This window comes from Candidatus Binatia bacterium, from assembly GCA_035631035.1.
Lineage (GTDB): Bacteria > Eisenbacteria > RBG-16-71-46 > SZUA-252 > SZUA-252 > DASQJL01.
This window is the reverse complement of the sequence record DASQJL010000131.1, coordinates 1-24,666: the sequence shown is the minus strand read 5'-3', so window position 1 is coordinate 24,666 and position 24,666 is coordinate 1. Positions and strand designations below refer to the sequence as shown.

Below are 24,666 nucleotides of genomic sequence, written 5' to 3'. Positions count from 1 at the left end.
CCGGCGCCGAGAATGGCGACGTCGTACCGGGATCGACTCACGTGCGGGGTCCCGCGGTCAGCGCCGCGGCCCGCGCCTTGAGGATCGGCTCGAAGAGATCGATCGGAATCGGGAAGACCGTGGTCGAATTGTTCTCGGTCGCGATCTCCGCGAGCGTCTGGAGATAGCGGAGCTGAAGCGCGATCGGCTCCTGCGCGATGACGCGCGCCGCCTCCATCAGCTTCTGGGACGCCTGGAGCTCGCCCTCGGCGTTGATCACCTTGGCGCGGCGCTCGCGCTCGGCCTCGGCCTGGCGCGCGATGGCGCGCTGCATTTCCTGGGGCAGGTCGACGTTCTTCACCTCGACGGTGCTGACCTTGATCCCCCACGGCTCGGTGTGGCGGTCGATCACTTGCTGCAGCTTGAGGTTGATCTCGTCGCGATTGGAGAGGAGCTGGTCCAGGTCCGACTCGCCCAGCGAGCTCCGGAGCGTGGTCTGGGCGATCTGCGACGTGGCGTAGAGGTAGTTCTCCACCTCGAGCACGGCGCGGTTGGCGTCGAGCACGCGGAAGTAGATCACCGCGTTCACCTTGACCGTCACGTTGTCGCGCGTGATCACATCCTGCGGCGGCACGTCCATCGCCACCGTCCGGAGCGGGATCCGCACCATCTTGTCCACGATCGGGATGAGGAAGATGAGGCCCGGTCCCTTGGCGCCGACGGCGCGCCCCAGGCGGAAGACCACGGCGCGCTCGTATTCCCGCAGCACCTTGATCGCGCTGGTGAGGAGGAGGATTCCCAGGATGACGAGGATCAACACCGGGTAACCGATCATCACGGCTCCTTCCTAGGCTTTGTGCACCCGGAGCCGCAGGCCGTCGACCTGATCGACGACGACCGCCGCGCCCCGTTCGATGTGCTCCGAGGACTCCGCTTCCCAGTACGCGCCATGGACGAACACCCGCCCGCTCGGCTCGAGGTCGGTGAGGGCGGTGCCGCGCTCGCCGACCAGCCCCTCGCGCCCGGTCATCGGCTTCCGCCGCTGGGCCCGCATCGCCGCGCCAAGAACGAAGACGAAGAAGACCACGGTGGCGGCGACCACCGTGCCGATCACCGAATAGGAGATCCGCGCCATGCCCGCATCCCCTCCGATCAGTAGAAGCGAGCCGAGGACGAGGGACACGATGCCCCCCGCGGTCAGGACTCCGTGGGTCGGGACTTTCAGATCGACGATGAAGAGCGTCATCGCGAACAGGATGAGCGCGAGGCCGGTCATGTTGATCGGGATCGTCTGGAAGGCGAGGAAGGCGAGCAGGATGCAGATGCCCCCGACGACGCCGGGAAGGATGGAGCCGGGGCTCGAGAGCTCGAAGATCAGCCCGTAGAACCCGAGCATGAACAGGATGTAGGCGACGTTCGGATCGACGATCTTGGAGAGCAGCCCCTGGCGCCACGACATCGCGAAGGGGTGGCGCACGGCGTTCTGGGTGTGGAGCGTGCGGGTCTCCCCCCCGATCGTGACCTTCCAGCCGTCGAGCTGGCGGAGGAGATCGTCGTCGTCGCGCGCGACCAGGTCCACGACGTGCATCTTCAGGGCGTCGCTCTCGGGGAGCGAGCCTCCCTCGCGCACCGCCTTCTCCGCCCATTCCACGTTCCGCCCGCGCTGAGCGGCCAGGGAGCGGATGTAGGAGATGGCGTCGTTGCGGACCTTGTGCGCCATGGTCGTGTCGGTGATTCCTCCCCCCAGGCCCACGGGGGAGGCGGCGCCGATCGAGGTTCCCGGCGACATCGCGGCGACGTGCGCGGCCATCGCGATGAAGGTTCCGGCGCTCGCCGCGCGACTACCCGAGGGCGCGACGTAGATCACGACCGGGACGCGCGAGACCAGGATGCGCTTGATGATCTCGCGCATGCTGGTGTCCAGCCCGCCCGGCGTGTCGAGGCGAACGACCAGCATCTCACGGTCGTGCTTCTCCGCGCCGTCGATGGCGCGCACGATGACCTGCGCCGTGATCGGCTGGATCGCGCCGTCGATGGTGAGGATGTCGATCTCGGGCGGGGCCGGGCTCGCCGGCGCGGCCTTCGCGCTCGGAGCCGGCGTGGGCCCCTTGGCCGACGCCGCCGGAACGAGAGCGATCGAGATGGAAGCGAGCGCCGCGAGGAGCGCGCCCGCACGCCGGATCGTCACCGCGAGCCTCGCCCGCCGGCCGCCTCCGTCTTGAGAGCCCGGTTCCGCTCGTCGACCATGACGACGCGGGGCGTGTGCCGCTCCAGCTCTTCGCGTTCCATCCACGCGTAGGTGAGGATGATGACCTTGTCGCCCACCTGCGCCAGGCGGGCGGCCGGTCCGTTCAGGCAGATCACGCCGCTCCCCCGCGCGCCGCGGATGGCGTAGGTGTCGAAGCGCTCCCCGTTGTTCACGTTGAGCACCTGCACCTGCTCGTGCGGCAGGATGTCGGCGGCTTCCATGAGGTCGGCGTCGATCGTGACCGAGCCCTCGTAGTTGAGGTTGGCCTCGGTCACCACGGCGCGGTGGATCTTGGACTTGAAGACGCTCAGGCGCATGCGAGCGCGGCCTCCCGAACGATGGCGTAGTGCTCCTGCGGAGCAGCCGCCGGTACCGCGCAGCCGGGCCCCAGGATGAAGCGCGTCCCGCCGGATTCGGCCACGGCGGCGCGCGCCTCGTCCTCCAGCGCTTTCGCGGGACCGTTCACGAACGTCCCCTCATGGCTGATGCCCGTCAGCAGGGTCTTTTCGGTGACGCCGCGCATGGCGCGGATCGAGGGATTCCCCTTCTCGTGGGCATCCCACGAGAGGACCTGCACCGGATAGTCGTCCAGCTCGCGCAGGTAGGCGCCCGGGCCGCAGACGTGAAGAATGTTGAGCGGCGCGGCCGAGGCCTCGGCCAGCACGCGGAGATCGTAGGGGCGCCCGAACTCCTCGACCGTTTCCCGGTCGATCCGCGTGTCGTTCCCCCAGTCGGTGGTCGCGAAGAAGATCCCCGACGCGCCGCGCGCCATCGTCTCGCGGGTGAACGCGGCGAAGGTCTCGGTGATGGCGCGAAGCGCTCCGTGGACGCGCTCGCCGTGGCGGCGCAGGTGCTCGACGAACATCGCGTCGTCGTAGACCAGGTCGGCCGCGATCGAGATCGGGTTGAACACCGTCATCACCCAGTCCACCTCGCCCTGCACCCGCGCGGCGATCCGCTCCTCGGCATCGAGGTGCTCGCCGAGGACGCCCTTCGTGACGTCCAGGGGGCGGATCCGGTCCCAGTCCTCAGGCTTCTTGATGACGCTCTGGACCACCTTGGGCTTGTCGAGCGGTCCGGTCCCCGGCCGCTGCGTGCGCACGCCCCAGTCCTCGACGTGATACGAGGCGCGGGGGTTCACCTTCATGAGATCCCAGTCGTAAGTCTCCTGGAATTGCACCATTGCGTGGAAAAGGTCCTCGGAGGAACCCTCGCGGTCGTAGAAGTGGCGCCAAAGGGAGACGGGAGGCCGGTCCGTGGACTGGCCCGCCAGCGTGGCTCGAATCCGTTCACGTCGCGTCATGATGGGTACCCAAAAGTAGGTATCCGACTGTGTTCTTGTCGGTTGCAGGGCCTTGATCCCGGGCGTAGCTTCGGATGGTACACGGATCATCCCCCACCCACAAGACCCGCGCCCGCGCGATCGCGGGCTGGAGACCGCAGCCGTGCGCCGCCCACCCCGCTCCTGGATTTGGATGCGCCCCCCGGGAAACCATTTCATGCGCTTCCTTCCCCTCGCCGCCTTCGTCGCGGCCCTGGGGTTTGCCGGGTTCCTGTGGCCCGCTTCAGCAGACGCCTACCTACGCCACCCCCTGATCGTGGCCGCCACGGGCGGCGCGTGTTCATTCGATAACGATCGGGGCCTTCGGGACGAAGCGACCGTCGGGGCGCGCTCCGGCGTCGGGATGGGCGACTTCGTCACGCTCTGGACGGACCTGTCCTACTCCAATCCGCTCCAGAAAGCGAATGCGACCGCCGCGGCCGACGTGTACTCCCTGCGGATGCTGGTCCAGATCGACGCGCTCCGAACCCGTGTCGCCCCGTACGCGGTCGTCGGCGCGGGCGGGGTGCTCTACTCGTTCGACAACGCGGCGGGCACGGCGGCCGGAGTCCTGGTTCTCGGAGGCGGCGTGCGCTGCCGGATGGGGCGGACCGTTCTGTTCGTCGAGGGCAAAGGCGAAATGTCGCGGATTCGATCGATCGAGACTTCCGACTTCGGCGAACCGACCCTTTCCGCCGACCGGACCACCACCTGGAACGAATCCCTCGTCGGGGGATTCGGAGTGGAGTTCTGACATGCGCACCTTCACGCGCACCTTGACGTGCATCGCGTGGGTCGCGATGAGCGCGATCTCCTGCGGGACGATGCCGACCGCGCCGGGGGAACGGGTCACGGTCACCGGTCTGATCCAGGATCGGGACGGCAATCCGGTTTCGAATGCCTACATCTCGTTCCAGGCGCGATCCCGATTGATCCCGTACGGGGGCTCGGCGGTTACCGACGCGAGCGGCCACTACCGGATCGACGTGAGCGAGGCCCGCTACGACGTCTACGTTCACGCCCTGGGCTTCGCCGACGCGGTGGTCCGGGATCGGGAGATCTCGAAGGACCGCCGCCGCCTCGATTACCGGTTCACGGGGTACTGGGTGACCGGGGCCCTCACGGGTCCGAACGGCACCACGCTGCCGGGAGCCGAGGTCTACGCATCCGGGACCACGCTGGCTCAGCCGCGGGTGGAGTCCGGCCATTACTCCGTCCTTCTGCCGGCAGGCTCCTACGACTTCCACTTCCGGCCGGGGTACGGTGTCTTGGGGCTCCCGGAGATTCTCGTCGAGCTTTCGGTGTCCCGAGACACCACGCTCGACGTGGCGATCGACGGGAACGTGGTCACCGGCATCGTCACGGGTCCGGGGGGCGGCCCCCTTGCGGGAGCGGAGATCTACGCCAGCTCCGAGCACGCAACCGTGACCCAGGGGACCGATTTGAACGGGCACTACGAGATCCGGGTCCCGACGGGCTCGTACCTGATCCGGGTCATGCCTCCGGACGCGCTCTCGTTCATCGCGAGCCGGCAGGCGGTGATCCCGGTGAGTTCTCCCATGACGCTTGATTTCGACCTCTCCGGCACCCGCTGGAGCGGGTTCGTGCGGCTGGCAAGCGACTCCACTCCCGTCGCGGGCGCTCGCGTGTTCGCCACGGAGGGGGGCTACGCAGCCAGCGCGAGCGCCAGCTCGGACGCGACCGGAAGATTCCAACTCGTCGTCCGCACCGGCGGGGTCTATCAGATCCAGACGTATGTGGGGAATGGGTCCTATCACGCAACGCCGTTCTCCGTCGAGGCGGGAGCCGACTCGACGTTCGATATCTACCTGGAGCCCGGATCGGAGATCGTTTCGGCCGGCCCGCTCTCGATGACGGCCCCACCGCCGTCTTCAAGGTGGAGGCGGCCATGACGCGCCCGCTTCGGACACTCTTCGCGACCGTACTCTGGGCCGCTTGGACGGCTTCCGCGCTCGCCCAGCCCGGTCGGCCGCTGCAACTCGCCCTGTTCGCCGGCGGACGATCGTTCGAGAGCCGCCTCGACCTGTCTTCCGAGTTCGCGGCCGGAGGACGTGTGGGACTTGATCTGGGCCGGCACGCAGCCCTGTTCATGGATGCGGTGTACACGACGCCGACGCGAACGACCACGAACGCGTTCACGCGGGTCATTTCCGTCCGAACGCTGGTCCAGGTTCGCCCGCTGTCGGGCAGGCTCCGCCCGTACGCGATCGGCGGCCTCGGCGGAGTGCTCTTCGATTTCGAAGACACGCCCGACGCTTCCGGAGGCACGCTCACGGGCGGGGTCGGCGTGGAGTGGAACGTGAGGGACCGATTCGCCCTGTTCGGCGAAGGCTCGATCGATTGGTACCGGAACCGCTACATCACGTATGCGCCCACCGGCGAGCGGCTCACGGTGTCGGACCGTTCCATGGCGCAGATTCGAACGTTCGGAGCCGGGCTCCTGGCGAGGTTCTGATGCGCGTTCCCTGGGTCGCAGCGCTCATCCTGCTCTCACCGCTCCTCACGTCCTGCGCGGACATGCCGACCGCGCCACGGGCGGTGGTCGGAGTCTCCGGTACGATCCTGGATCGGGAAGGACATGCGATCCAGGCCGTCTACGTCGACTTCGTGGACCTCGCTCCTCGAGCCAGGGGGACCTACCCGGCGTACTACCACCTCGTGACCAACGTGGCGGGAACGTTCTCCGGTTCGATCCCCGAAGGGCGGTATGACGTCTTCATCACCCCCCCGGCATTCAGCGCCTACGCCCCGGTCCTGCTCCTCTCGCAGGCGGTGGGCCGCGCCGGGCTTCGGCTGGATCACCGGTTCGACTATGTACGCCTCGCGATCCACCCCTCGATCGCGGGCGGTCAACCCGTATCCGCCCTGACGGGGACCATCTGGCCCGACGTTTACCTGGGTTACATCTGGGATCAGAAGTTCCGGCTGGAGGGCGACGAGCGGGAGGTCTTCGTGCCCGCGGGAACGTACAACGTCCAGCTGGATCTGACCGGCCCCGGCTTCGGGTACCTCCCCAAGAATCTTGGGTACGTGACGGTCTCCGCCGATACGACGATCGAGCTCGCCTTCTCCGGAAATGCCGTGACCATTCACGTGACCGGACAGGACGGCCAGCCCGTCCCCAATGCTTTCGTCCATGCTGGAGGGAGACCGGGATTTCTGACCACCACGACCGATGCAACGGGTACCGCGACGCTTTACCTGACGCCCGGTACGTACCGCTTCGCCGTGGAGGCGCCGTCGAGCGAGATCATGGGTCGCGCGCTCGGGAACGTGTCGATCACGGGCGACGCCTCGTTTGATTTCGACCTCTCCGGAACGACCTGGACCGGAGTCGTGCGTCGCGCGAGTGACGGCAGTCCCGTCGATGGGGCCATTGTCCGAGCTTCTCAAGGGAGTCCGACCTATACCTACGCGACCTCTAAGACCGACGCGAGCGGAGCGTTCCACCTCGTCGTGCAGAGCGGGCTGTACCATCGCATCTGGGTCTACGAGATTGTGGGCGGGGACGCGTATGCACAGGTCGCGTCCATCGACTCGGTCGCGGCCGGGGCCGATTCCACCTTCGACATCCAGGCGGGCGAGCCGCAACCGCCGGTGATCGGGACTACGCGAGTCCTTCCGGCGGGGCCAGGTGGGCCGGCATCCTCGGCGGCAGACCCAGCGTTTCGGCGTAGAAGTTTTCGTACAGGGGGATGACGCTGCTCGCCTCGTACTTCTCGACGGCGATGCGCCGCGAGGCGGCGGCCATCGCCTCGTGCTTCCTGGCGTCGCTCAGGACCTCGATCGCGCGGCGGGACATCCCCTCGACGTCCCCCACCGGTAGCAGGTAGCCGGTCTCGCCGGGGCGGATCAGCTCCGGCAGCCCCTCGGCGGTGGTGCCGATCACCGGAACGCCGCTCGACATCGCCTCCAGCGCGGCGAGGCCGAAGCTCTCGTGCTCGCTCGGGAGCAGGAAGAGGTCGCCGCAGCCGAGCACGTCCTCGACCGCGTCCATCTGCCCCAGGTAGCGGACGTGGCGCTCCACCCCCAGCTCGACCGCCACCTCGCGGCTCTGCGAGCGCTCCACGCCGTCGCCGACCATGAGCAACACCGCGGGCACCTCGCGGCGCACCGCCGCGAAGACGCGCACGGCGTCGGAGACGCGCTTGCTCGGCCGGAAGTTCGAGATGTGGACGAGAATGCGCTCCCCCTTCTTCGCGTACCGCTCGCGGCGGCAGTCGCTGGAGGCGCGCGGGGCGTAGCGCTCGGTGTCCACGAAGTTCGGGATCACCCGGATCGCCTGGCGCGGGGTGAAGACCTCGATGGTCTTCCGCTTCAGGAACTCCGAGACCGCGGTCACGCCGTCGCTCTGGTCGATGCCGAACGTGGTCAGGCCGCGGAACGAGGTGTCGCTGCCCACCAGCGTGATGTCGGTGCCGTGGAGCGTGGTCACCATGCGGAGCTTGGTGGACTTCGCGATCTGCCGGGCGAGGTAGCCGCAGATGGCGTGCGGGATGGCGTAGTGCGCGTGCAGCACGTCCAGCTCCGCTTCGTCCGCGACCTCCGCCATCTTCGCCGCGAGCGCGAGCGTGTAGGGCGGGTACTGGAACAGCGGATACGTGGTGATCTGCACCTCGTGGAAGTAGACGTTGTCCTGGTCGGGCTTCAGGCGGAACGGGACCTGGTAGGAGATGAAGTGCACTTCGTGCCCGCGCTTGGCGAGCTCCATCCCGAGCTCGGTCGCGACCACGCCCGAGCCGCCGTGCGTCGGATAGCAGGTGATCCCGATCTTCATTCTTCCGATACCCCCAGCGGAATCAGCGTGTGGCTGCCCGGCGCGCCCAGCGATTCACGCAGGCGCGCGACCAGCGCCGGACCGTACCGCGCGGCGTAGCCCAGGAGCGATACCGTGCGCTCTTGGAGATGCCCGCGCGGGAAGAGATGACCGTGCGCGCGGCGGATCTGCTGCACCGATTCCTCCTGGCGCCGCTTCCAGACGTGCATCAGCTTCTTCTCCAGCCCCTCGGTCTCGCGCTCGATCCGGTGCCCCGCCGTGGTCACGGCCGCCTCGAGCGAGGGGTCGAACTGCGTGACCGCCGAGCGGAGCCGCTCGAGCACCGCCTCCAGCTCGCCCCGCTCGCGCTCGAAGAGCGTCCCGAAATCCTCCGGCAGGAGCGCGCGCAGTCCCGCCTGCACCGCGGTCTCGGGATCGCCAGCCAGCGCCCGCCAGTCGAGGTGGAAGCGATCCAGGACGCGCGCCACCTTCGCCTCGAGGAGCGTTGCCCCGGCGCGCGGCGCCACCGCCGGAGGCTCCAGGTCGAACAGCGGATAGAGCGCGTTCACCTGCGCCCAGTAGGCCACCTCGGCCGGACCGCCGACGTAGGCGGCGGTCGGGAAGAGATGGTCCTGCATGAGCGGCCGGAGCAGCACGCCTGGGCTCACGTCGGCCGGGCGGTTCCGGATCAGGGCGAGCAGCTTCGACCCCGAGAGCTCCTGCCCGCTCACCGCGAGCCGGAATCCGCCCGCCTCGGTCACGCGGACCGCCTCCCGCTCGCGCCCGTGCCAGAAGAGATTGAGCTCGTTTCCGGCCCGCGCGATCTGCGCGTGGTAGCCGGCTTTCTCCAGCGCCTCGCCGCGCTCCTTCGCCACGGCCGAGCTCCCGCCCCCGAGCCCCACCTCGCGCTCGAACACCGGAAGCGCCGCGGCCTTCGCCTCCTCGTCGGAGGCTTCGAACAGCAGCACCCCGAGCTCCGCGGCGAGCGGCGCCAGGAAGCGCGCGAACGCCTCGGAGAAGCCGCGCCCCGGCGCATACGCCGCCCGCAGCCTCGCGAGCACCGATTCGCGAAAGGGCGAGGGAGGCACGACCGATTCCGCCGAGCGCACCAGCGCCTCCACGGCTGGGCCGAACCGGACCCGCGACACCGAGACCCCGCGAGGCGCCGCTTCGGCCGGGTAGGCGAGCGGCGTCGGCTCCTCGGCCCCGTCGCTCACGAACGTCGAGCGGACCTCCTCGAAATCGTGATCGTCGGAGGCGATCCAGAACACGGGCACGGCGACGACGCCGGTCGCGGCTTCGATGGAGCGGGCGAGGTTCGCCGCGGTCAGCATCTTGTAGAGGGTGTAGAGCGGCCCGCCGAACAGTCCCGGCTGCTGCCCCGACACGACGGCGACCGAATCGGCGCGGGCGAAGCGCGCGAGCGCCTCGCGCGAGGCGTCGAGGACGCCCCACGTCTCGGCCTGGCGCGCCAGGATCGACGCGGTCTTCGCGCGGCGCGCTTCCGGATAGTCGCGCGCGCGCGCGGCGGCCACGGCGGCCGCCGGATCGCGGAAGTCGCAGGGATAGAACAGGCGCACCCGCGCGAAATCGTTCATGAAATCGCGGTAGAGGGCGCTCGGAAAGAGCAGCCGTTCGAGGTCGCTCGTCGTTGGCTCCGCGGGCGGCCCCGTCGTCTACGCTACGCCTGCAGGGTTGCCGACGCGCCGACGAACGGGTTGACCTTCATTTCGTGGCCGATGGTGGTGGTGGGGCCGTGTCCCGGGTAGACGGTCGTGCCGCGGTCGTAGGCGAACAGGCGTCCCCGGATCGAGCGGACCAGCGTCTCCCAGTCGCCGCCCGGAAGATCCACGCGTCCCACCGACTCGCGGAAGAGCACGTCCCCCGCCACGAGCCCCGCGGGGGTGACGAAGGTCACGCTGCCGGGGGAGTGCCCCGGCGTGTGGATCGCCTTCACGTCGATGCCGGGAAGGCCGCAGTCCTCGCCGTCCTCGATCCAATGATCGATCGGCGCGGTGCCCGGCCACGGAAGCCCCATCTGCTCCGCCTGAACGGGACCCAGCTCGTACAGCGTGCGGTCCCCCTCGTGCAGCCAGACGGGCGCGCCGGTCGCGTCGCGGAACGGCTTGGCCATGAGGATGTGGTCGATGTGGGCGTGCGTGAGCAGGATCCGCTTCACCGTGATCCCGCGCGCCTGGATGGCGCGGAGCGTGTCCAGGCTCTCGAGCGACGGATCCACGAGGATCGCGTCCGTGCCGGAGCGCTCGCGGGACGGATCGGGTGTGAGCAGGTAGAGGTTGTTGTCGAGCGGCCCGACGGGGAAGCGCTCGATGCGCACGATCAGCCCCGCGTGGCGGTGATCGCCGTGATCCCGAACATGGGCAGGCCCACCATGTCGACGTCGGTGAATCCGGCGTCGCTCAAGAGACCGACCAGATCGGAGCGGGTGAGCCCTCCGGCGTTCTTGGAGCCGTAGCTCGCCACCACGTTCAGCCGGAAAAGCGCCGCCTCGCGAGGCTCGGCCTTGCCGTCCTCGAGGAGGAACTCGGTGACGATCAGGGCGCCGCCGGGACGCAGCGACGCGCGCACGGCCTGGAGGATGCCGGGAATGGCGGCGCGGCTGCGGCGAGAGAGGATGTGCGGCAGGAGCACGAGGTCGGCCTCCTCCCCCGGGCACCCCTCGTCGGGGTTGCCGGCGCGGAAGCGGACCCGGTCCTCCAGCTTCGTCGACTGGATGAACTCCTCGGCCAGCGGCTGAAACGGCGCCCGGTCGAGGATGGTGGCCTGGAGCTGCGGGTAGCGGCGCGCGAGACAGAGGGAGCCCGCGCCGCTGTGGCCGCCCAGCTCGACGATCCGCGAGAAGCCACTGAATTCGAGGTCCAGGATCTCGGCGACGCGCATCATGGTGGCGTAGGCGCCGTTGTGAAACGCGCGCGCCAGCTCGACTTCCGTCGGGTCCATCGCCTCGGGAGGAACGGGCGAATCGCCGCTCTTCACCGTGTCGCGCAGGGCCTGCCAGACGCCGAAGAGCGGCTGCCTCATGAAGCGGACGAGGTCGACGTAGGAGCCGGGCGAGCCCTCGACCAGGAAGGCGTTCGACACCTCGGTGTTCCGGTAGCGGTCGCCGTTGCGCTGCAGGAAGCCCAGGGCGCAGTTCGCGTCGAGGAGGGCCTCGAGGGCGTTGGGGTCCGCGCCGAGCTCACCTGACAATTCGGCAGCCGACTTGGCGCCGCCGAACAGGCTGGTGAACACGCGGAGGTCCACGGCGGTCAGGAGGGCCTGGCTCGCCCAGAAACCGGTGGCAACCTGGAGGATGGGGACCGGGCTCAGACGCCCGGCCAGGGAGTTGAGCGGACCGGAGGTACGTCCCATGTGGCTCATCGGTTGGTCCTCACGTTGATCATCTTATGCTCCTCGAAGCGGACGATCAAGCGGGCACGGTCTCTCGCCAGCTCCGCTCGGTTCCATTAGATGCGCCTTCTCACAGAAGGTCGCGCGAGGGTTCGCCCCCGGCCGAGCGCGCTTCTTCCAGAATTCGATCCATGTCGCGAAGAGCGTGCCGGAGCAGCGCTCCCTTCTCTTCATACGGCAGGAACGCCGATTTGAATCCATTGATCAGCACGGAGCGGACGTCGGCCGGCGTCAGCCGGAAGGTGCTGACCGCGCGCTCGAGCTCGTCCGTCATGGTCGTGGAGGAGACGAGGCGGTTGTCGGTGTTCACCGTGACTCGGAGCCCCGCCTTGAGATAGCGGCCGAAGGGGTGGCTGGCCAGGCTCCGGACGGCGCCGGTCTGGACGTTCGAGACCAGGCACATCTCGAGCGGGATCCGATGGTCCCGGACGAAGGCGAGGACGTCGGGATCCTCGCGGAGGCGGGTGCCGTGGCCGATCCGGTGGGCGCCGCAGTAGCGCAGCGCCTGGTCGATGCTCGCCGCGCCGAAGGCCTCTCCCGCGTGGACGGTAATATTGACGTGCCGTTTCTTCACGTGGTCGAACGCGCGGCGGTGGGCCTTGGCCGGATAGTCCTTCTCCGCCCCGGCGAGGTCGAAGCCGACGACCCCCTTGCCGTAGTAGGTCGAGGCCAGGTCGGCGAGGCGCACCGAGAGCCGCGGGCTGAGGTGCCGTATTCCACAGACGATGGTTCCGGTCCGGATCCCGGTCGCCCGCTCGGCCCGGCGAAGCCCCGCCCGCACCGCCTCCACCGTCTCCTCCATCGTGAGGCGCTTCCGGGTGTGGAGCGCGGGGCAATAGCGCACTTCCATGTACCGGACGTTCTCCATGAACGCGTCCTCGGCCAGCTCGAAGGCGACGCGCTCGAGGGAGGCGCGGTCTTGCAGGACGGCCAGGGTCCAGTCGAACGCTTTCAGGTATTCGGGAAGGCTGACTCCGGAGGCGAGGCGGGCGAAAGCGGCCGAGAGCTCGCGCGGCGTGCGAAACGGAAGCTTGGCTCCCTGCGCGGCCGCCAGCTCGAGGAGCGTGGCCGGGCGCAGCGAGCCGTCGAGGTGGACGTGGAGGTCGGTCTTGGGGAGCGCGCGAAGAAGCTCGCGGCGCCGCGGGGCGCTACCCCACGGCGACGTTCGCCGCCTCGGTGTCGAGCGGCGCACCCCGGTCCCCCAGAGCCGAATACGAGAGGCCCGTGAACGCGGGCACGGTGCGGGCGATGCGGGCGAAGATCATCTCGGGCGAGGGATCGTTCTCGTGAAGCACGCCCAGGGCGGAACCCAGGTCTTGGAGCACCCGCCAGTCCTCGCGGGTGTCGCCGCGCAGCGTGAACACCTTCCGGGCGCGCTGCACGCGCCCCTGAGAATTGACGTAGGTGCCGTCCTTCTCGAAATGGGAGACGCCCGGCAGCACCCAGTCGGCGAGGTCGGCCACGGCCGAGGCCACGAAGTCCATCACGACCACGAGGCCGGCCCGGTCGAGCGCGCGCGCCACGAGCGCCGCGTCGCCGAAGGTCTCGGGCGCTCCGCCGCGCAGGAAGAGGAGCACGCCGATCCGCCCCTCGGCCGCCGCGGTGAGGATCTCCTTGACCGAGCGACCGCGCTTCCCCGCGGTGCCGCCGAGAAGGCGCGCGCCGCGCGTGTTGGGGTTCTTGTCCCCTTCGATCGTGAACTTGGGATAGACCACCGGCGGCTGCGGCCGCTCGGGGAAGTCGAAGTTGGAAAGCCCGAGTCCGTCCGGACCGAAGATCCTCCCGGCCAGGAACAGCTCCTCGTTCGAGAGCTCGGCCGAGGAGATCACGCCGACCGAATCGGCTCCCTGGCGCGCGACCGCATCCTTGATGGCGCCCGCGACCTGGGCGATCGCGTCGGCCCAGGCCACCGGCCGCGCGGCGGCCCCCCGGGTCCGCGAGCGGTAGATCGGCGTACTGATCCGCACCACGTCGTGGACGCTGTGGAACTGCCCGCGACCGCGGTCGCAGATCCACCACTGGTTCACGTCCATGTTCTCCCGCGCCGTGACGCGGAGGACCTTGTTCCGGCGCGGATGGAAGCCGGCGACGGTGTTGCACCCCTTGGAGCAGAGGGTGCAGATCGTCTTGACGTTCGTGAGCTCCCAGGGGCGCGACTCGAAACGGAAGTCCACGCTGGTCAGGGCTCCGACCGGGCAGATGTCGGCGATGTTCCCCGCCAGCTCGTTCTCGATCTTCCGGCCGCCCACCGTGCCGATGTAGGTCTCCTCGCCGCGCGCGATCACCGCGATCTCGTCCTGCCCCGCGACGTCGGCGCACAGGTTCACGCAGCGCATGCAGAGGATGCAGCGATTCTTGTTCAGGATGAGCTTCCCGCCCACGTCCTCCTCGGGCCAGGTGTTCTTCTTGAACGAGAACCGCGTGTGCGCGGCGCCCATGGCGATGGTGTAGTCCTGGAGCGTGCACTCCCCGCCCTTGTCGCACATGGGGCAATCGAGCGGATGGTGGATGAGCAGGAACTCCATCACCGCCGCGCGCGCGTCGCGCACGGCCTTGGACTTGGTGATGACGTTCATCCCCTCCTCGGCGGGCGTGGCGCATCCCGCGACCAGCTTGGGACGCCCCTCGATCGCGCAGAGGCAGATGCGGCAGACGCCCACGACCGGCAGCCCCGGGTGGTAGCAGAAGTGGGGCATGAAGATTCCGGCCTTCTTGCCGGCGTCGACGAGGTTGGTCCCCTTCTCGACCTCGACCTCGCGGCCGTCCACCTTGAGCTTCACGGTCGCCATGGCGCGCCTTTCAGTGGAGCGATCCGCCGTCCAGCGGGCAGCGCTTCTCCCGGATGTGACGGAGGAACTCGTCCTGGAATTTCTTCGCGAAGCCCCGGGCCGGCCACGCGGCCGCGTCGCCCAGGGCGCAGATGGTGTTGCCCTCGATGTTATCGGTGATCGAGAGGAGGATGCCCAGGTCCCGCTCGGTCCCCTCGCCCGTCTCGATCTTCCAGAGGATCCGCTGGAGCCAGCCGGTCCCCTCGCGGCAGGGGGTGCACTGGCCGCACGACTCGTGGGCGAAGAAACGCGCGGTGATCCAGGCGGCGCGGACCATGCACACCGTGTCGTCCATGACGACCGGGGTCCCGGTGCCGAAGAGCGATCCCGCGCGCGTCAGCGAGTCGAAGTCCATCGGCACGTCGATCTCGTCGCCGCGCAGCACGGGGCAGGAGGCGCCGCCGGGGATGACCGCCTTGACCGGCCGTCCGCCCGGCACGCCGCCGCCGAACTCGTCGCTCTCGATCAGCGCGCGGAGCGGCGTCCCCATCGGCGCCTCGTAGACGCCGGGGCGCTTCACGTGCCCCGAGAGCCCGTAGAGCTTGGGCCCGGTGTTTCGCTCCGGCCCGATCCCCGCGAACCACTCCCAGCCGCGCTTCACGATGTGCGGCACGCAGGCCAGCGTCTCCACGTTGTTCACGACGGTCGGGCAGTTGAAGAGCCCGACGAGCGCGGGGAACGGCGGCTTCAGACGCGGCCAGCCTCGCTTCCCCTCGATCGACTGGATCAGCCCGGTCTCCTCGCCGCAGATGTAGGCGCCGGCGCCGAGGTACATCGTGACGTCGCACGAGAACTTGGAGCCCAGGATGTTCTTCCCGATCAACCCCGCGTGCCGCGCCTCTTCGATGGCGCGATCGAGGATGGCGCACTCCTCGGCGAACTCGCCGCGGATGTAGATGTAGGCGCGGCTCGCGCCGATGGCGTAGGCCGCGATCAGCGTCCCCTCGAGGAGCTGGTGGGGGTCCTTGCGGCAGATCAGCCGGTCCTTGAACGCGCCCGGCTCGCTCTCGTCGGCGTTGACGCAGAGGTACTTCGGCTTGTCGGTGGACTTGGGGACGAAGCCCCACTTGGTGCCCGCCGGGAAGCCGGCGCCCCCCCGGCCGCGCAGGCCCGAGCGCTTGACCATGTCGATGATCTCGTCGGGCGTCTTGCCGAGCGCGATCTTCAGCGCTTCGTAGCCGTCGTGCTTCTTGTAGACGCTCAGCGTGTGCGAATCGGGAAGATCGACGATCTTGGTGAGGACGGGCTCGAACGTGGCGGTGGTCATCGGATCAGCGGTCCACCTCGCCGAGCACGATGTCGATGGTTCCGATGCAGGCCACGACGTCCGCCACCATCCGTCCCACGCACATCGACTCCAGCGCCATGAGGTGAATGAACGAAGGAGGCCGGACGCGGACGCGGTAGGGCTTGGGCCCACCGTCGGCCACGACGTAGAAGCCCAGCTCCCCTTTCGGACTCTCGATGGAGAAGTAGGCGTCCCCCGGCCCGACGCGGAAACCTTCCGACATGATCTTGAAGTGGTAGATCAGCTCCTCCATCCCCAGCTTCACGTCGCTCCGGTCGGCCGGGAAGAGGTACTGGTTGCTCGCGCGCACCGGTCCCGGCCGCAGCCGGTCCAGCGCCTGCTGGATGATGCCCAGCGACTGCTTCATCTCCTCGATGCGGCAGAGGTAGCGGTCGAAGACGTCGCCGTTCTTCCCCAGCGGCACCTCAAACTCGTAGCTCTCGTAGCCGAGATAGGGCATCGCCTTGCGCACGTCGTACTTCACGCCGCTTCCGCGCAGCGTGGGGCCGGTGCAGCCGAAGTCCAGCGCGTCCTGCGCGGAGAGGGTGCCGACGCCGATGGTGCGCTTCATCCAGATCCGGTTCTTCGTGAGCAGCTTCTGGTACTCGGCCAGCGCCTCGGGAAACTCCGCGAGGAACTTCCGGACCGCGGGCACGAACGTGTCGGGCACGTCCTGGAAGAAGCCGCCCACGCGGAAATACGAGGGCGTCAGGCGCGATCCCGCGCACATGTCGTTCAGGTCGAGGAGCTTCTCCCGCTCGCGGAAGCAGTAAAGGAAGACGCTCATCGCCCCGAGATCGAGGGCGTGGGTTCCCAGCCAGACCAGGTGCGAGGAGATCCGCATGATCTCGAGGAAGATGATCCGGAGCGTCTTCGCGCGGTCGGGCACCTCGGTGCCCAGGATCTTCTCCACCGCCCCGACGTACCCCATGTTGTTCCCCAGCGGGGACAGGTAGTCCATCCGGTCGGTGACCGTGATCGACTTGGTGTACGTCTTCGACTCCATGATCTTTTCCATGCCGGTGTGGAGATAGCCCATCACCGGCTTCAGGCTCACCACCGTCTCGCCGTCGAGCTCGATGATCAGGCGCAGCACCCCGTGCGTGGACGGGTGCTGCGGCCCCATGTTGATGGTGATGGTCTTGAATTCGGGCGCGAGCTCGGAGGTGGCGGGCATGGAGTCGTTCTAGGCGGCCGTCTCCGGCGGCGTGTTGGTCACGGCGGCGCGGCCGGCCTCGTCCGGAGCCGGCGCTTCGGCGATCGCGACGTCGTGGTCGCCGGGCACGGGGGCGTGGAGCTTCATCCGGTCGATCTTCTCCTGGAGCTTCATGATCCCGTAGATCAGCGCTTCGGGACGCGGCGGGCAGCCGGGAACGTAGACGTCCACCGGCACCACGGTGTCCACCCCCTGCACGATGGCGTAGTCGTAGAACTCGCCGCCGCACGAGGCGCAGGCGCCCATGGAGATCACCCACTTCGGCTCGGGCATCTGGTCGTAGATGCGCTTCAAGATGGGCGCCATCTTCTTGCTGACGCGCCCGGCCACGATCATGAGGTCGGCCTGGCGCGGCGAGGCGCGGAACACCTCGGCGCCGAAGCGCGCGAGGTCGTAGCGTGAGGCGCTGGTGGCCATCATCTCGATGGCGCAGCAGGCCAGCCCGAACGTGGCGGGCCAGAGGGAGGAGCGGCGAGCCCAGTTCACCATCTTCTCGACGGTGGTCGTGAGGATGCCGTCCGGAATCAGCTCTTCAAGTCCCATAACGGATCACCTGTCTCGGATCGGACGTTCGAATCGAGAAATCGACTTCGTTCCGCGCAAGTCCCTTTGCGGTCGTACACTAGCAGCGCCAAGGGGTTGGGTCAATCACAACCCCAGCTGCGACAGGATCCCCTCGGTCGCGTAGAAGAGCAGCACGCCCGCGAAGACCCCCAATGGCTTTTTGATGCCCTTGGCTTCGTTCACGGCGGGGATTAAATCCGAGGCCGCAACATAGATGGCGGCGCCCGCCGAAACCGGAAGCGCGATCCGCACCGAGCCCCGCAGCAGGGTGGTGCCCAGGGTCCCCACGATGGTCATCACTCCCAGGAACGTAGCGGCCAGGATCGCATCCCGGCGGGTGCGCCCCGCCGCCACCATGATCGAGGCCATCGTGAAGCCCTCAGGGATCTTGTGAAGGAACACCGCGATCGCGATCAGGAGTCCCAGCCCGGGGTCGATCAGGAATCCCGAGCCGATCGAGATCCCGTCGAAGAGGGTGTGGAGGGCGAGCCCCATGAGGGCGGTCGTCCCCACGACCGGCTCGACCCAGTGCTCGTGGTGCGTCTCCTCGCCGAAGTGGAAATGCGCCACCAGCACGTGCTCGGCGAAGTGGACCAGGAGATAGCCCACCAGGATGAGGGTGCCCACGGAGAGCATCGCCGATTGGCCGCTCAACGCAAGGCGGTAGCTTTCCGGCACCATGCGTAGGAGGACCGCCGCCAGCATGAAGCCGGCGCCGATCGCGACGAAATAGGACTGGCGGATCCGGTCCCAGCCGCTGGCTTTCGCGGCGAGGAGGCCGCCGGCGACGTTGGCCCCTCCCGCGACGAAGGCGCACGCGAGCGCCGTCCACGCCGGACCGGCGGTCACGAGGGACGTGGTGGGAAGGGGCTCACGCGGCTAGCGGCCGCGGACGATCCCGGGGGAATGCGTGGTCCCGACCGGGACCAGGAGCTGTTCCTTGGCGTAGATGAAGGAGTCGCGCGAGTAGTCGGAAAGCTCGAAATTGTGCCCCAGGAAGATCGCGTCCTCGGGACAGGCCTCTTCGCAGTACCCGCAGAAGATGCAGCGGAGCATGTCGATCTCGTAGCGCTTGGCGTAGCGCTCGCCGGCCGAGTAGCGCTCGGTGACGCTGTTCTCCCCGGCTTCCATGTAGATGGCGTCGGCCGGGCAGACCGCGGCGCAGAGCCCGCAGCAGACGCACCGCTCGAGACCATTGGAGTAGCGGTGCAGCTCGTGCAGCCCGCGGAATCGCGGGAACATCGTCATGCGCTGCTCGGGATACTTGATGGTGACGGGCTTCTTGAAGAAATGCGAAAGCGTGATGGAGAGGCCCTTCATCAGCTCGATCGGGGTAATGGCCATCGGCGGATTATAGGGAGATGCCGCCGCACGGGTCAAGCCGCGCGGCCGGCCGGAACGAAGGCGGGGTTTCGGCTAGCGCCCGGGCGCCCGGCCGTATTCCTCCGGACGGATGTCGAGCTTCTTGATCTTGTAGAGGAGGGTCGTGCGCTTCATGCCGCCCAGGCTGCGGGCGGCCTCCGACTGGTTGCCGCCGTGGGCCCGGAGCGCGTCGAGAATCACCTCGCGCTCGGCGCCGCCCGCGCGTGTCGCGGTGCGCCGCGCGCCGCCGCGCGCCGGCCGGGTCGCGGGCTGGAGCTGGACGGCCGCGGCGGACACCTCCTCGCCGTCCGTGGCCAGAGCCGTCACGCGGTCCATCACGTTCCGCAGCTCGCGCACGTTGCCGGGCCAGGAATGCGACGCGAGGAGCTTCCAGGCATCGGGAGCGAGGAGCACCCGCTTCCCGGCCGCCGAAGCCGCGCGGTCGAGCAGGTAGCGCCCGATCACCAGCACGTCCTCCGGCCGCTCGCGGAGCGGCGGCACTTCGAGGCGGATGCCGTTCAGTCGATAGTAGAGATCGTCGCGGAAGAGGCCGCGGCGCACCAGCGCCGCCACGTCGCGGGTGGAAGCCGCGATCACGCGCACGTCCACCTGCGTGAGCCCCGTGCCGCCCAGGCGCCGCAGCTCGCCCGTCTCGATGACGCGAAGGAGCTTCGCCTGCGCGCTGGTCAAGAGCTCGCTCACTTCGTCGAGGAAGATGACGCCGCGGTTCGCCGCCTCGAAGAGGCCGGGGCGCGATCCGCGATGGCTGCCGGCTTCCCCCAGCTCCTCGCCGAAGAGATCGGCGTCGAGCTGGCCCTCGGGCAGCGCCGCGCAGTGCCCCACCACGAAGATCTCGCCGCGGCGGTCGCTCAGCGCGTGGGCGGCGCGCGCGAGCAGCTCCTTCCCGACGCCGCTCTCGCCCAGGATCAGGATCGGCAGCCGGCTCAGGGAGGCGCGCTCCAGCACGCGCAACAGCTCCCGCATGCGCGGGTCCTGCGTCACGATTCCGAAGCGGTAGCAGTCGGCGTCGGCGCCTTCGGGCATGGGGTCGGCCGCCCCGCGCCGCGAGGGCGCCGGCGTCACCGGTCGCAGATCGACGCCGAGCACCTTCTCGATCCGCTCGACCCAGCCGTCCAGCCGCATCGACATCGCGTGGCTCCGCGCCTCCCACAGGTGGTCGCGCGCGGCGCGGCGCTCCTCGGCGTCGCCGCCGGCGAGCAGCGTCTCCCCCAGCCACACGAGGAGGCGCGTCAGCTCGTAGACCGCTTCCAGCTTTCGGAGGTGCGAGACTCCTTCGTTCGCCTGGCGCAGCGCCTTCTCCCGATGCCCGAGAAGGTGGTGCGCCATCGCCATGACGCGATGCGTCGACGCCTCCTCGAACCGGTCGCCCAGGCGGCGAGCGATCCGAAGCCCGCGCTCGCAGGTGATCAGCGCCCGGTTCGGCTCGCCGATCCGGACGTGCACCTCGGCGATGCGGCGGCAGAGCTCGGGGATCAGGTCCCCTTCGGGAGCGAGCCGCTCCGCGATCAAGAGGCCGCGGTCGAACGCCTCGATCGCGCCCTGGTTGTCGTGCTTGTCCAGGGCCAGATCGCCGGCGTACTCGAGCGCGATGACGCGCTCCCGCTCGAAGCCGTGCTCCTCGGATTCGGACACGGCGCCCAGCACTTCCTTCTCCGAGGCGCGGATCTCGCCGCGCATCCGCAGCAGGAGCGCGCGCACCAGCCGGCTCTGCACCTTGCCTCGGGAATGGCCCCGCTCGCCGTAGAGCATCCGGGCGCGGGCCAGCTCCTCCTCCGCCTGGGACAGCCTTCCCAGCTTCAGGAGGGCGATGCTCAGGTTGAGCGAGAAGTTGGCTTCCTCGTGATAGAGGCTCGCCTCGCGCGCCTCGCGCTGGCCGCGGAGAAGCTCCGAGGCGGCGCGGTGCAGCTCGCCCGCGCCCAGGAAGCAGAGACCGAGGAGGTTCCGGGTCCGGAGCATGCCGGCCGTGTCCTCGAACTCCCAGCGGCTGATGTGGTAGGCGGCGCGGAAGTGCTCCTCGGCGCGCGAGGGTTTCCCGATGCGCCACGCGGCTCGACCCGCGGCGATGTGGAACTCGAGGATGCTTCGCTTGTCGTCCGGGTGGAGGGCGTAGAACTCCTGGAGCTTGTTCTCGGCGGCCTCGGCCGCTTCCTTCCAGCGTCCCAGCCCGAGGAGGGCGCGGCACCGGGCCAGCGTGACCGCGGTGTCCAGCCGCGAGGAGAGCGGGCCCGCGCTCCGGATCTCTCCGATCCGGTCGAGCACGGCGGTGAAGCGCGCGTGCGCGAGCAGGTCATCCAGATTTCGGATGAGGCCCGTCTCGTCCGTGGAGTGGCTACGCTCTTCGGCCATCGTTCCTCGCGGGGCGGGCATGCCGCCCGCCCCTTGGCTATGCCGCCGATCGCGTCAGGCGATCAGCGGAGGATCAGACGCGACAGAATGCGCAGATACAGGTCCCAGGTCATCCTTCCGCCGAACGGCAGCCTGCGGCCGGACAGCGTGCTCTGGTGAACGGTGAAGCCCTCATGGCTCGTGAACCCCGCGCTCTTCTTCGGCGTCGGGCTCGGCTGGTCGTCCGCGGTGGGATCCCCCTCGGGAAACGGGGTCGGATCCTCGGGATACGGCTTCGCTCGAGACAGCCCCGGAGCCGCGAACAGCGAGGCGAGCAGAAGGAGGATGGCTCCGCCTCTCGCTCGATCGCGGACGGTGCGACCAAATCGCCCAATCATCGAATCAGCCTCCGCGTCTCCGGCATCGGTGTTGCGCTCTCGGGGAGGGGGTACCCCGTGGAGAGGAGATCGTTTCATCAGCCATGCTCCCGAGCTTGTGACGCCGCTCGTTGGGGATCCGTGCGGTAGGGGGGAGTCTTGGACCACCTGAGCGCGCGCGACCCGAGGGAGGATCGCCGTTTCGACCTGTCGCGCTCGTGACTTGTTTCGTGGGCCATGCGCACCCTTTCCATGGGGCAGGCGGTCCGGCTACCCCGCTACGTTAGCAGGTCCTTTGGGCAAATGCAAGCGCAAAAAGGTCTTAGCATTGCCCGGGAGTGTGCCACGATGGCTCGCCTCTGACGGAGGGGAGCCCTATGTGGTATAATTTGAGCCGCTTCCCCCCACAACACAGGCGCGCACCGAGAGTCGAGGGGCATGAACGAGGCACAACGGATCCGGACCGCCCTCCTCGCGTCCCTCTCCCTTCAAGAGCTTTCCTCAGACGATCAGGTCCGCCTGGTCGAGCTGACCCTGGGGGGCCTGGAAGACGACCGGCGAGCGCAGCTGGCGCACGAGATCGCCGACCGCCTGGTCCAGCTGGGCGTCCTGGAGCGGGTCGACCGCTTCCAGCGCGACCAGGCCCGCTACACACGCTACCGCGTTCGGGGCGGCGAGCAGAGCTTCCTTCTTCCGACCCCCGAAGCGCCCGCCGGCGACACCGGCGAGCCGCTCGCGCGCGCCTCGCGCCCCCACTGGCACGCGCGGAGCCGCCTTCTGTATCGAAGCCTCTCCCACCTGATCTCGGTGGAACGGAAACTCTTCACGCGCGACGAGCGCAACGCCGAGTACCTCCAGACCGACGCGGGCGACATCCTGCGCACCATCCTCGCCTCGGCGCGGCAGATCCTGGAATGCGACGACGCGCGCCTCTATCCCCTGACCCGCACGCTGGACGAGCCGCGGTACATGGAGCCGGTGAGCGAGGGAGAGCCGTGGAATCGAGCGCTGGCCGAGGCGTGGGTCGGCCGGCGCGGGCTCCCCTTGTACGTGGCCGACGTGGCGGAGGGGGGGCTCGTGCACGCCATGGTCGATGCCGAGGCGATGGACGCGACGATGCACCTGGCGGTGGCCCCGTTCTCCGCGCGGCCCGAGCCGAGCGGGCTCCGCTCGGTGGCGATGGCGCGCGTGGGCGAACCGGGGTCGCCGCTCTTGTACGTGCTCGAGGCCTGGAGCGCCGAGCCCGGATTCTTCACCGACGAGCGCGTCGGGATCCTGGGCGTGGTGGCCGAGCACGCGACCGATCTCCTGAACACGCTGAAGAAGCTGGGCATGCTGGTCATGATCGACGAGCTCACCGGCGTCTACAACCGCCCCTACTTCGGACGGCAGCTCGATCACGAGATCGCGCGCGCCTACCGCGAGGGGCGGCCCATGTCGCTCGTCATCGCCGACATCGACGATTTCAAGAACGTGAACGACACCTACGGCTACGAGGCCGGGAACATCGTGCTCCGCGAGCTGTCGCAGACCCTGTCCTCCAGCCTGCGCCCGTTCGACACCGTGGCCCGCTGGGGCGGCGAGGAGTTCGCCATCATCCTGAGCGCCGAGACGACGCGCGGCGAAGCGCGCGAGATCTGCGAGCGGCTCCGGCTGAAGGTGCAGAGCATGGCGATCCTGGTGCCCGGATTGGACGGCCGCGAGAACTCCGTGCGCCTGACGATGAGCCTCGGCGGCTCGATGTTCCCGAGCGACGTCCCGATGAGCGCCGACCGCTCGCGCGGCTTGGACCGCCCCGCCCGCGACAAGATCGGCCACGACCTGTGGACGCGCGCGAACATGAATCTCCGGGTGGCCAAGGAGCGCGGGAAGAATCAGGTGACGTACAGCGGGGAGTAGTTGCGGCATGGGCGATCCTGACAATGTGGCAGGGCCCTAAGTACCTCTGGCGCCGCGCAGAGACCGGGACTATCGTGACGTAAGAAGGTTCCATCCCCCACCGCAGCTCACGGGCGCACCCCCCGCGCCGATCGCCGGAACAGAGGCGCCTCATGCGGCTCCTCAGAGCCTGCACCTGTCTGACCCTCGCTGTCCTGTTCCCCACAACGGCGGCAGCTTCTCCCACTCCCATTCTTCGCCTCACCGGTCTGCCGGCTGAGAGGTCCTTCGGGATTGTCTCGTCAGCCGGGGACTTCAATGGGGACGGTAAGGGTGACTTCGCCGTGGGATCCAGCGCCCGGGTGTGCGTCTTCTACGGGGGTTCTGCGCTCGACTCCATCCCCGACCTCGTGCTCACCCCCGCATCGGGTTCATTCGGCTTGGTCTCCGGCGGCGGGGACTTCAATGCGGATGGTTATTCCGATCTCGCTGTCGGGCGCTTCGGGGGCGCGCTCCTCTACTTTGGGGGAGTTTCGCCGGCTTCTCAGCCGGCCGTGACCCTAAGCCTATCCTTCTTCTCACCGGCCTTCGGAGCGATCGTTACGGCCAATTCCGATCTGGACGGCGATGGGTACTCTGACGTGGTGGTCAGCGACGTCCAGTTCATGGGCCCCGTAGAGCCATCCTTGGGTCGGGTGTTCGTCTATGAAGGCGCCCCCATTTCCAATTCCACGATCCCGTTCTTCCTGGACCCTCTCCCCTCGAGGGGCGGGTTTGATTTCGGCTTAAGGACTGGCGCGGGGGACTTCAACGGAGATGGCCGGGGTGACGTGCTGGTCACCGAGGGCGGAAACACCGACACGCTCTGGTCGCGCCTGTACTGCTTCACGGGAACCGTGAGCGGATTTGCGCCCCCCACCTTCGTTCACGCTGGTTTTCCAATCGCGGTGGCCGGCTTGGGAGACCTGAACGGAGACGGGTGCGATGAGGCAGCCGTAACCGGTCGGACGGTTACCTGTACGATGACGGAGCCGGGCCTCTCCTGCACGTCGCGCGATGGGGCCGTATTGA

At 68.6% G+C, this 24,666-nt stretch carries 22 protein-coding genes and 1 pseudogene; 6 read left to right on the top strand and 17 right to left on the bottom strand.

What is annotated here, in order from left to right:
* Positions 1-37: 37 nt before the first annotated feature.
* From VE326_14820 to VE326_14805, 4 genes are read right to left on the bottom strand one after another with little or no spacing between them, the layout of a single operon-like run.
* On the bottom strand, positions 38-814 hold the full coding sequence (locus tag VE326_14820; GenBank protein HYJ34473.1) for a slipin family protein: 777 nt from the start codon (positions 812-814) through the stop codon (positions 38-40).
* Positions 815-826: 12 nt separating this feature from the next.
* Entirely contained in the window at positions 827-2,167 is a 1,341-nt protein-coding gene (locus VE326_14815; protein HYJ34472.1) for a nodulation protein NfeD, read from the bottom strand.
* Positions 2,164-2,544 carry an aspartate 1-decarboxylase gene (gene panD / locus VE326_14810; protein ID HYJ34471.1) on the bottom strand — a complete coding sequence of 127 codons (381 nt, stop codon included), beginning with the start codon at positions 2,542-2,544 and terminating at the stop codon, positions 2,164-2,166. Before panD ends, VE326_14815 begins: the two co-directional genes overlap by 4 nt.
* Positions 2,535-3,530 (bottom strand): uroporphyrinogen decarboxylase family protein, encoded by a 996-nt coding sequence (locus VE326_14805; protein HYJ34470.1) that lies wholly within the window; start codon positions 3,528-3,530, stop codon positions 2,535-2,537. The genes panD and VE326_14805 overlap by 10 nt, the downstream gene beginning before the upstream one ends.
* Before the next feature lie 196 nt (positions 3,531-3,726).
* Between VE326_14805 and VE326_14800 the strand changes: the two genes are divergently transcribed.
* From VE326_14800 to VE326_14785, 4 genes are all read left to right on the top strand, one after another.
* The gene (locus VE326_14800) at positions 3,727-4,302 is read left to right on the top strand and encodes a hypothetical protein (protein HYJ34469.1); all 576 of its coding nucleotides are present in this window, start codon (positions 3,727-3,729) and stop codon (positions 4,300-4,302) included.
* Position 4,303: 1 nt separating this feature from the next.
* Positions 4,304-5,461: a carboxypeptidase-like regulatory domain-containing protein gene (locus VE326_14795; GenBank protein HYJ34468.1), complete on the top strand. Its 1,158-nt coding sequence runs from the start codon at positions 4,304-4,306 to the stop codon at positions 5,459-5,461.
* Between the two features lie 161 nt (positions 5,462-5,622).
* Positions 5,623-6,024, top strand: coding sequence for a hypothetical protein (locus tag VE326_14790; protein HYJ34467.1), 402 nt, complete (start codon positions 5,623-5,625; stop codon positions 6,022-6,024).
* Positions 6,024-7,268, top strand: a complete 1,245-nt coding sequence (locus VE326_14785) for a hypothetical protein (protein HYJ34466.1) — start codon at positions 6,024-6,026, stop codon at positions 7,266-7,268. Before VE326_14790 ends, VE326_14785 begins: the two co-directional genes overlap by 1 nt.
* On the opposite strand, the gene bshA is transcribed toward VE326_14785, so the two are convergent.
* From bshA to VE326_14720, 13 genes and pseudogenes are all read right to left on the bottom strand, one after another.
* Positions 7,177-8,346, bottom strand: coding sequence for an N-acetyl-alpha-D-glucosaminyl L-malate synthase BshA (gene bshA / locus VE326_14780; GenBank protein ID HYJ34465.1), 1,170 nt, complete (start codon positions 8,344-8,346; stop codon positions 7,177-7,179). The two genes, VE326_14785 and bshA, sit on opposite strands and share 92 nt — an antisense overlap.
* Positions 8,343-9,956: a bacillithiol biosynthesis cysteine-adding enzyme BshC gene (gene bshC, locus VE326_14775; protein ID HYJ34464.1), complete on the bottom strand. Its 1,614-nt coding sequence runs from the start codon at positions 9,954-9,956 to the stop codon at positions 8,343-8,345. Before bshC ends, bshA begins: the two co-directional genes overlap by 4 nt.
* 50 nt (positions 9,957-10,006) lie before the next feature.
* Positions 10,007-10,663, bottom strand: coding sequence for an MBL fold metallo-hydrolase (locus tag VE326_14770; protein ID HYJ34463.1), 657 nt, complete (start codon positions 10,661-10,663; stop codon positions 10,007-10,009).
* A gap of 2 nt (positions 10,664-10,665) precedes the next feature.
* On the bottom strand, positions 10,666-11,697 hold the full coding sequence (locus VE326_14765) for a class I SAM-dependent methyltransferase (protein ID HYJ34462.1): 1,032 nt from the start codon (positions 11,695-11,697) through the stop codon (positions 10,666-10,668).
* Between the two features lie 109 nt (positions 11,698-11,806).
* Positions 11,807-12,928: an adenosine deaminase gene (add, locus tag VE326_14760; GenBank protein ID HYJ34461.1), complete on the bottom strand. Its 1,122-nt coding sequence runs from the start codon at positions 12,926-12,928 to the stop codon at positions 11,807-11,809.
* Positions 12,885-14,525 carry a molybdopterin-dependent oxidoreductase gene (locus VE326_14755; GenBank protein HYJ34460.1) on the bottom strand — a complete coding sequence of 547 codons (1,641 nt, stop codon included), beginning with the start codon at positions 14,523-14,525 and terminating at the stop codon, positions 12,885-12,887. Before VE326_14755 ends, add begins: the two co-directional genes overlap by 44 nt.
* A gap of 10 nt (positions 14,526-14,535) precedes the next feature.
* On the bottom strand, positions 14,536-15,831 hold the full coding sequence (gene nuoF, locus VE326_14750; GenBank protein ID HYJ34459.1) for an NADH-quinone oxidoreductase subunit NuoF: 1,296 nt from the start codon (positions 15,829-15,831) through the stop codon (positions 14,536-14,538).
* 4 nt (positions 15,832-15,835) lie between these two features.
* On the bottom strand, positions 15,836-17,029 hold the full coding sequence (gene nuoD, locus VE326_14745) for an NADH dehydrogenase (quinone) subunit D (protein ID HYJ34458.1): 1,194 nt from the start codon (positions 17,027-17,029) through the stop codon (positions 15,836-15,838).
* A 132-nt stretch (positions 17,030-17,161) separates the two neighbouring features.
* Positions 17,162-17,611 (bottom strand): annotated as a pseudogene (locus tag VE326_14740) (NADH-quinone oxidoreductase subunit B family protein).
* 105 nt (positions 17,612-17,716) lie between these two features.
* Positions 17,717-18,481, bottom strand: a complete 765-nt coding sequence (locus tag VE326_14735; protein HYJ34457.1) for a ZIP family metal transporter — start codon at positions 18,479-18,481, stop codon at positions 17,717-17,719.
* Between the two features lie 30 nt (positions 18,482-18,511).
* The gene (nuoI, locus tag VE326_14730; protein HYJ34456.1) at positions 18,512-18,976 is read right to left on the bottom strand and encodes an NADH-quinone oxidoreductase subunit NuoI; all 465 of its coding nucleotides are present in this window, start codon (positions 18,974-18,976) and stop codon (positions 18,512-18,514) included.
* A 72-nt stretch (positions 18,977-19,048) separates the two neighbouring features.
* Positions 19,049-21,361 (bottom strand): sigma 54-interacting transcriptional regulator, encoded by a 2,313-nt coding sequence (locus VE326_14725; GenBank protein HYJ34455.1) that lies wholly within the window; start codon positions 21,359-21,361, stop codon positions 19,049-19,051.
* A gap of 62 nt (positions 21,362-21,423) precedes the next feature.
* Positions 21,424-21,738, bottom strand: coding sequence for a hypothetical protein (locus VE326_14720; protein HYJ34454.1), 315 nt, complete (start codon positions 21,736-21,738; stop codon positions 21,424-21,426).
* A gap of 417 nt (positions 21,739-22,155) precedes the next feature.
* Here VE326_14720 and VE326_14715 point away from each other — a divergent pair, with 417 nt between their 5' ends.
* Together VE326_14715 and VE326_14710 are read left to right on the top strand one after the other, a co-directional pair.
* Positions 22,156-23,616, top strand: coding sequence for a GGDEF domain-containing protein (locus tag VE326_14715; GenBank protein HYJ34453.1), 1,461 nt, complete (start codon positions 22,156-22,158; stop codon positions 23,614-23,616).
* Between the two features lie 323 nt (positions 23,617-23,939).
* On the top strand, positions 23,940-24,666 hold a 727-nt coding region (locus VE326_14710; protein HYJ34452.1), incomplete at its 3' end, for a VCBS repeat-containing protein.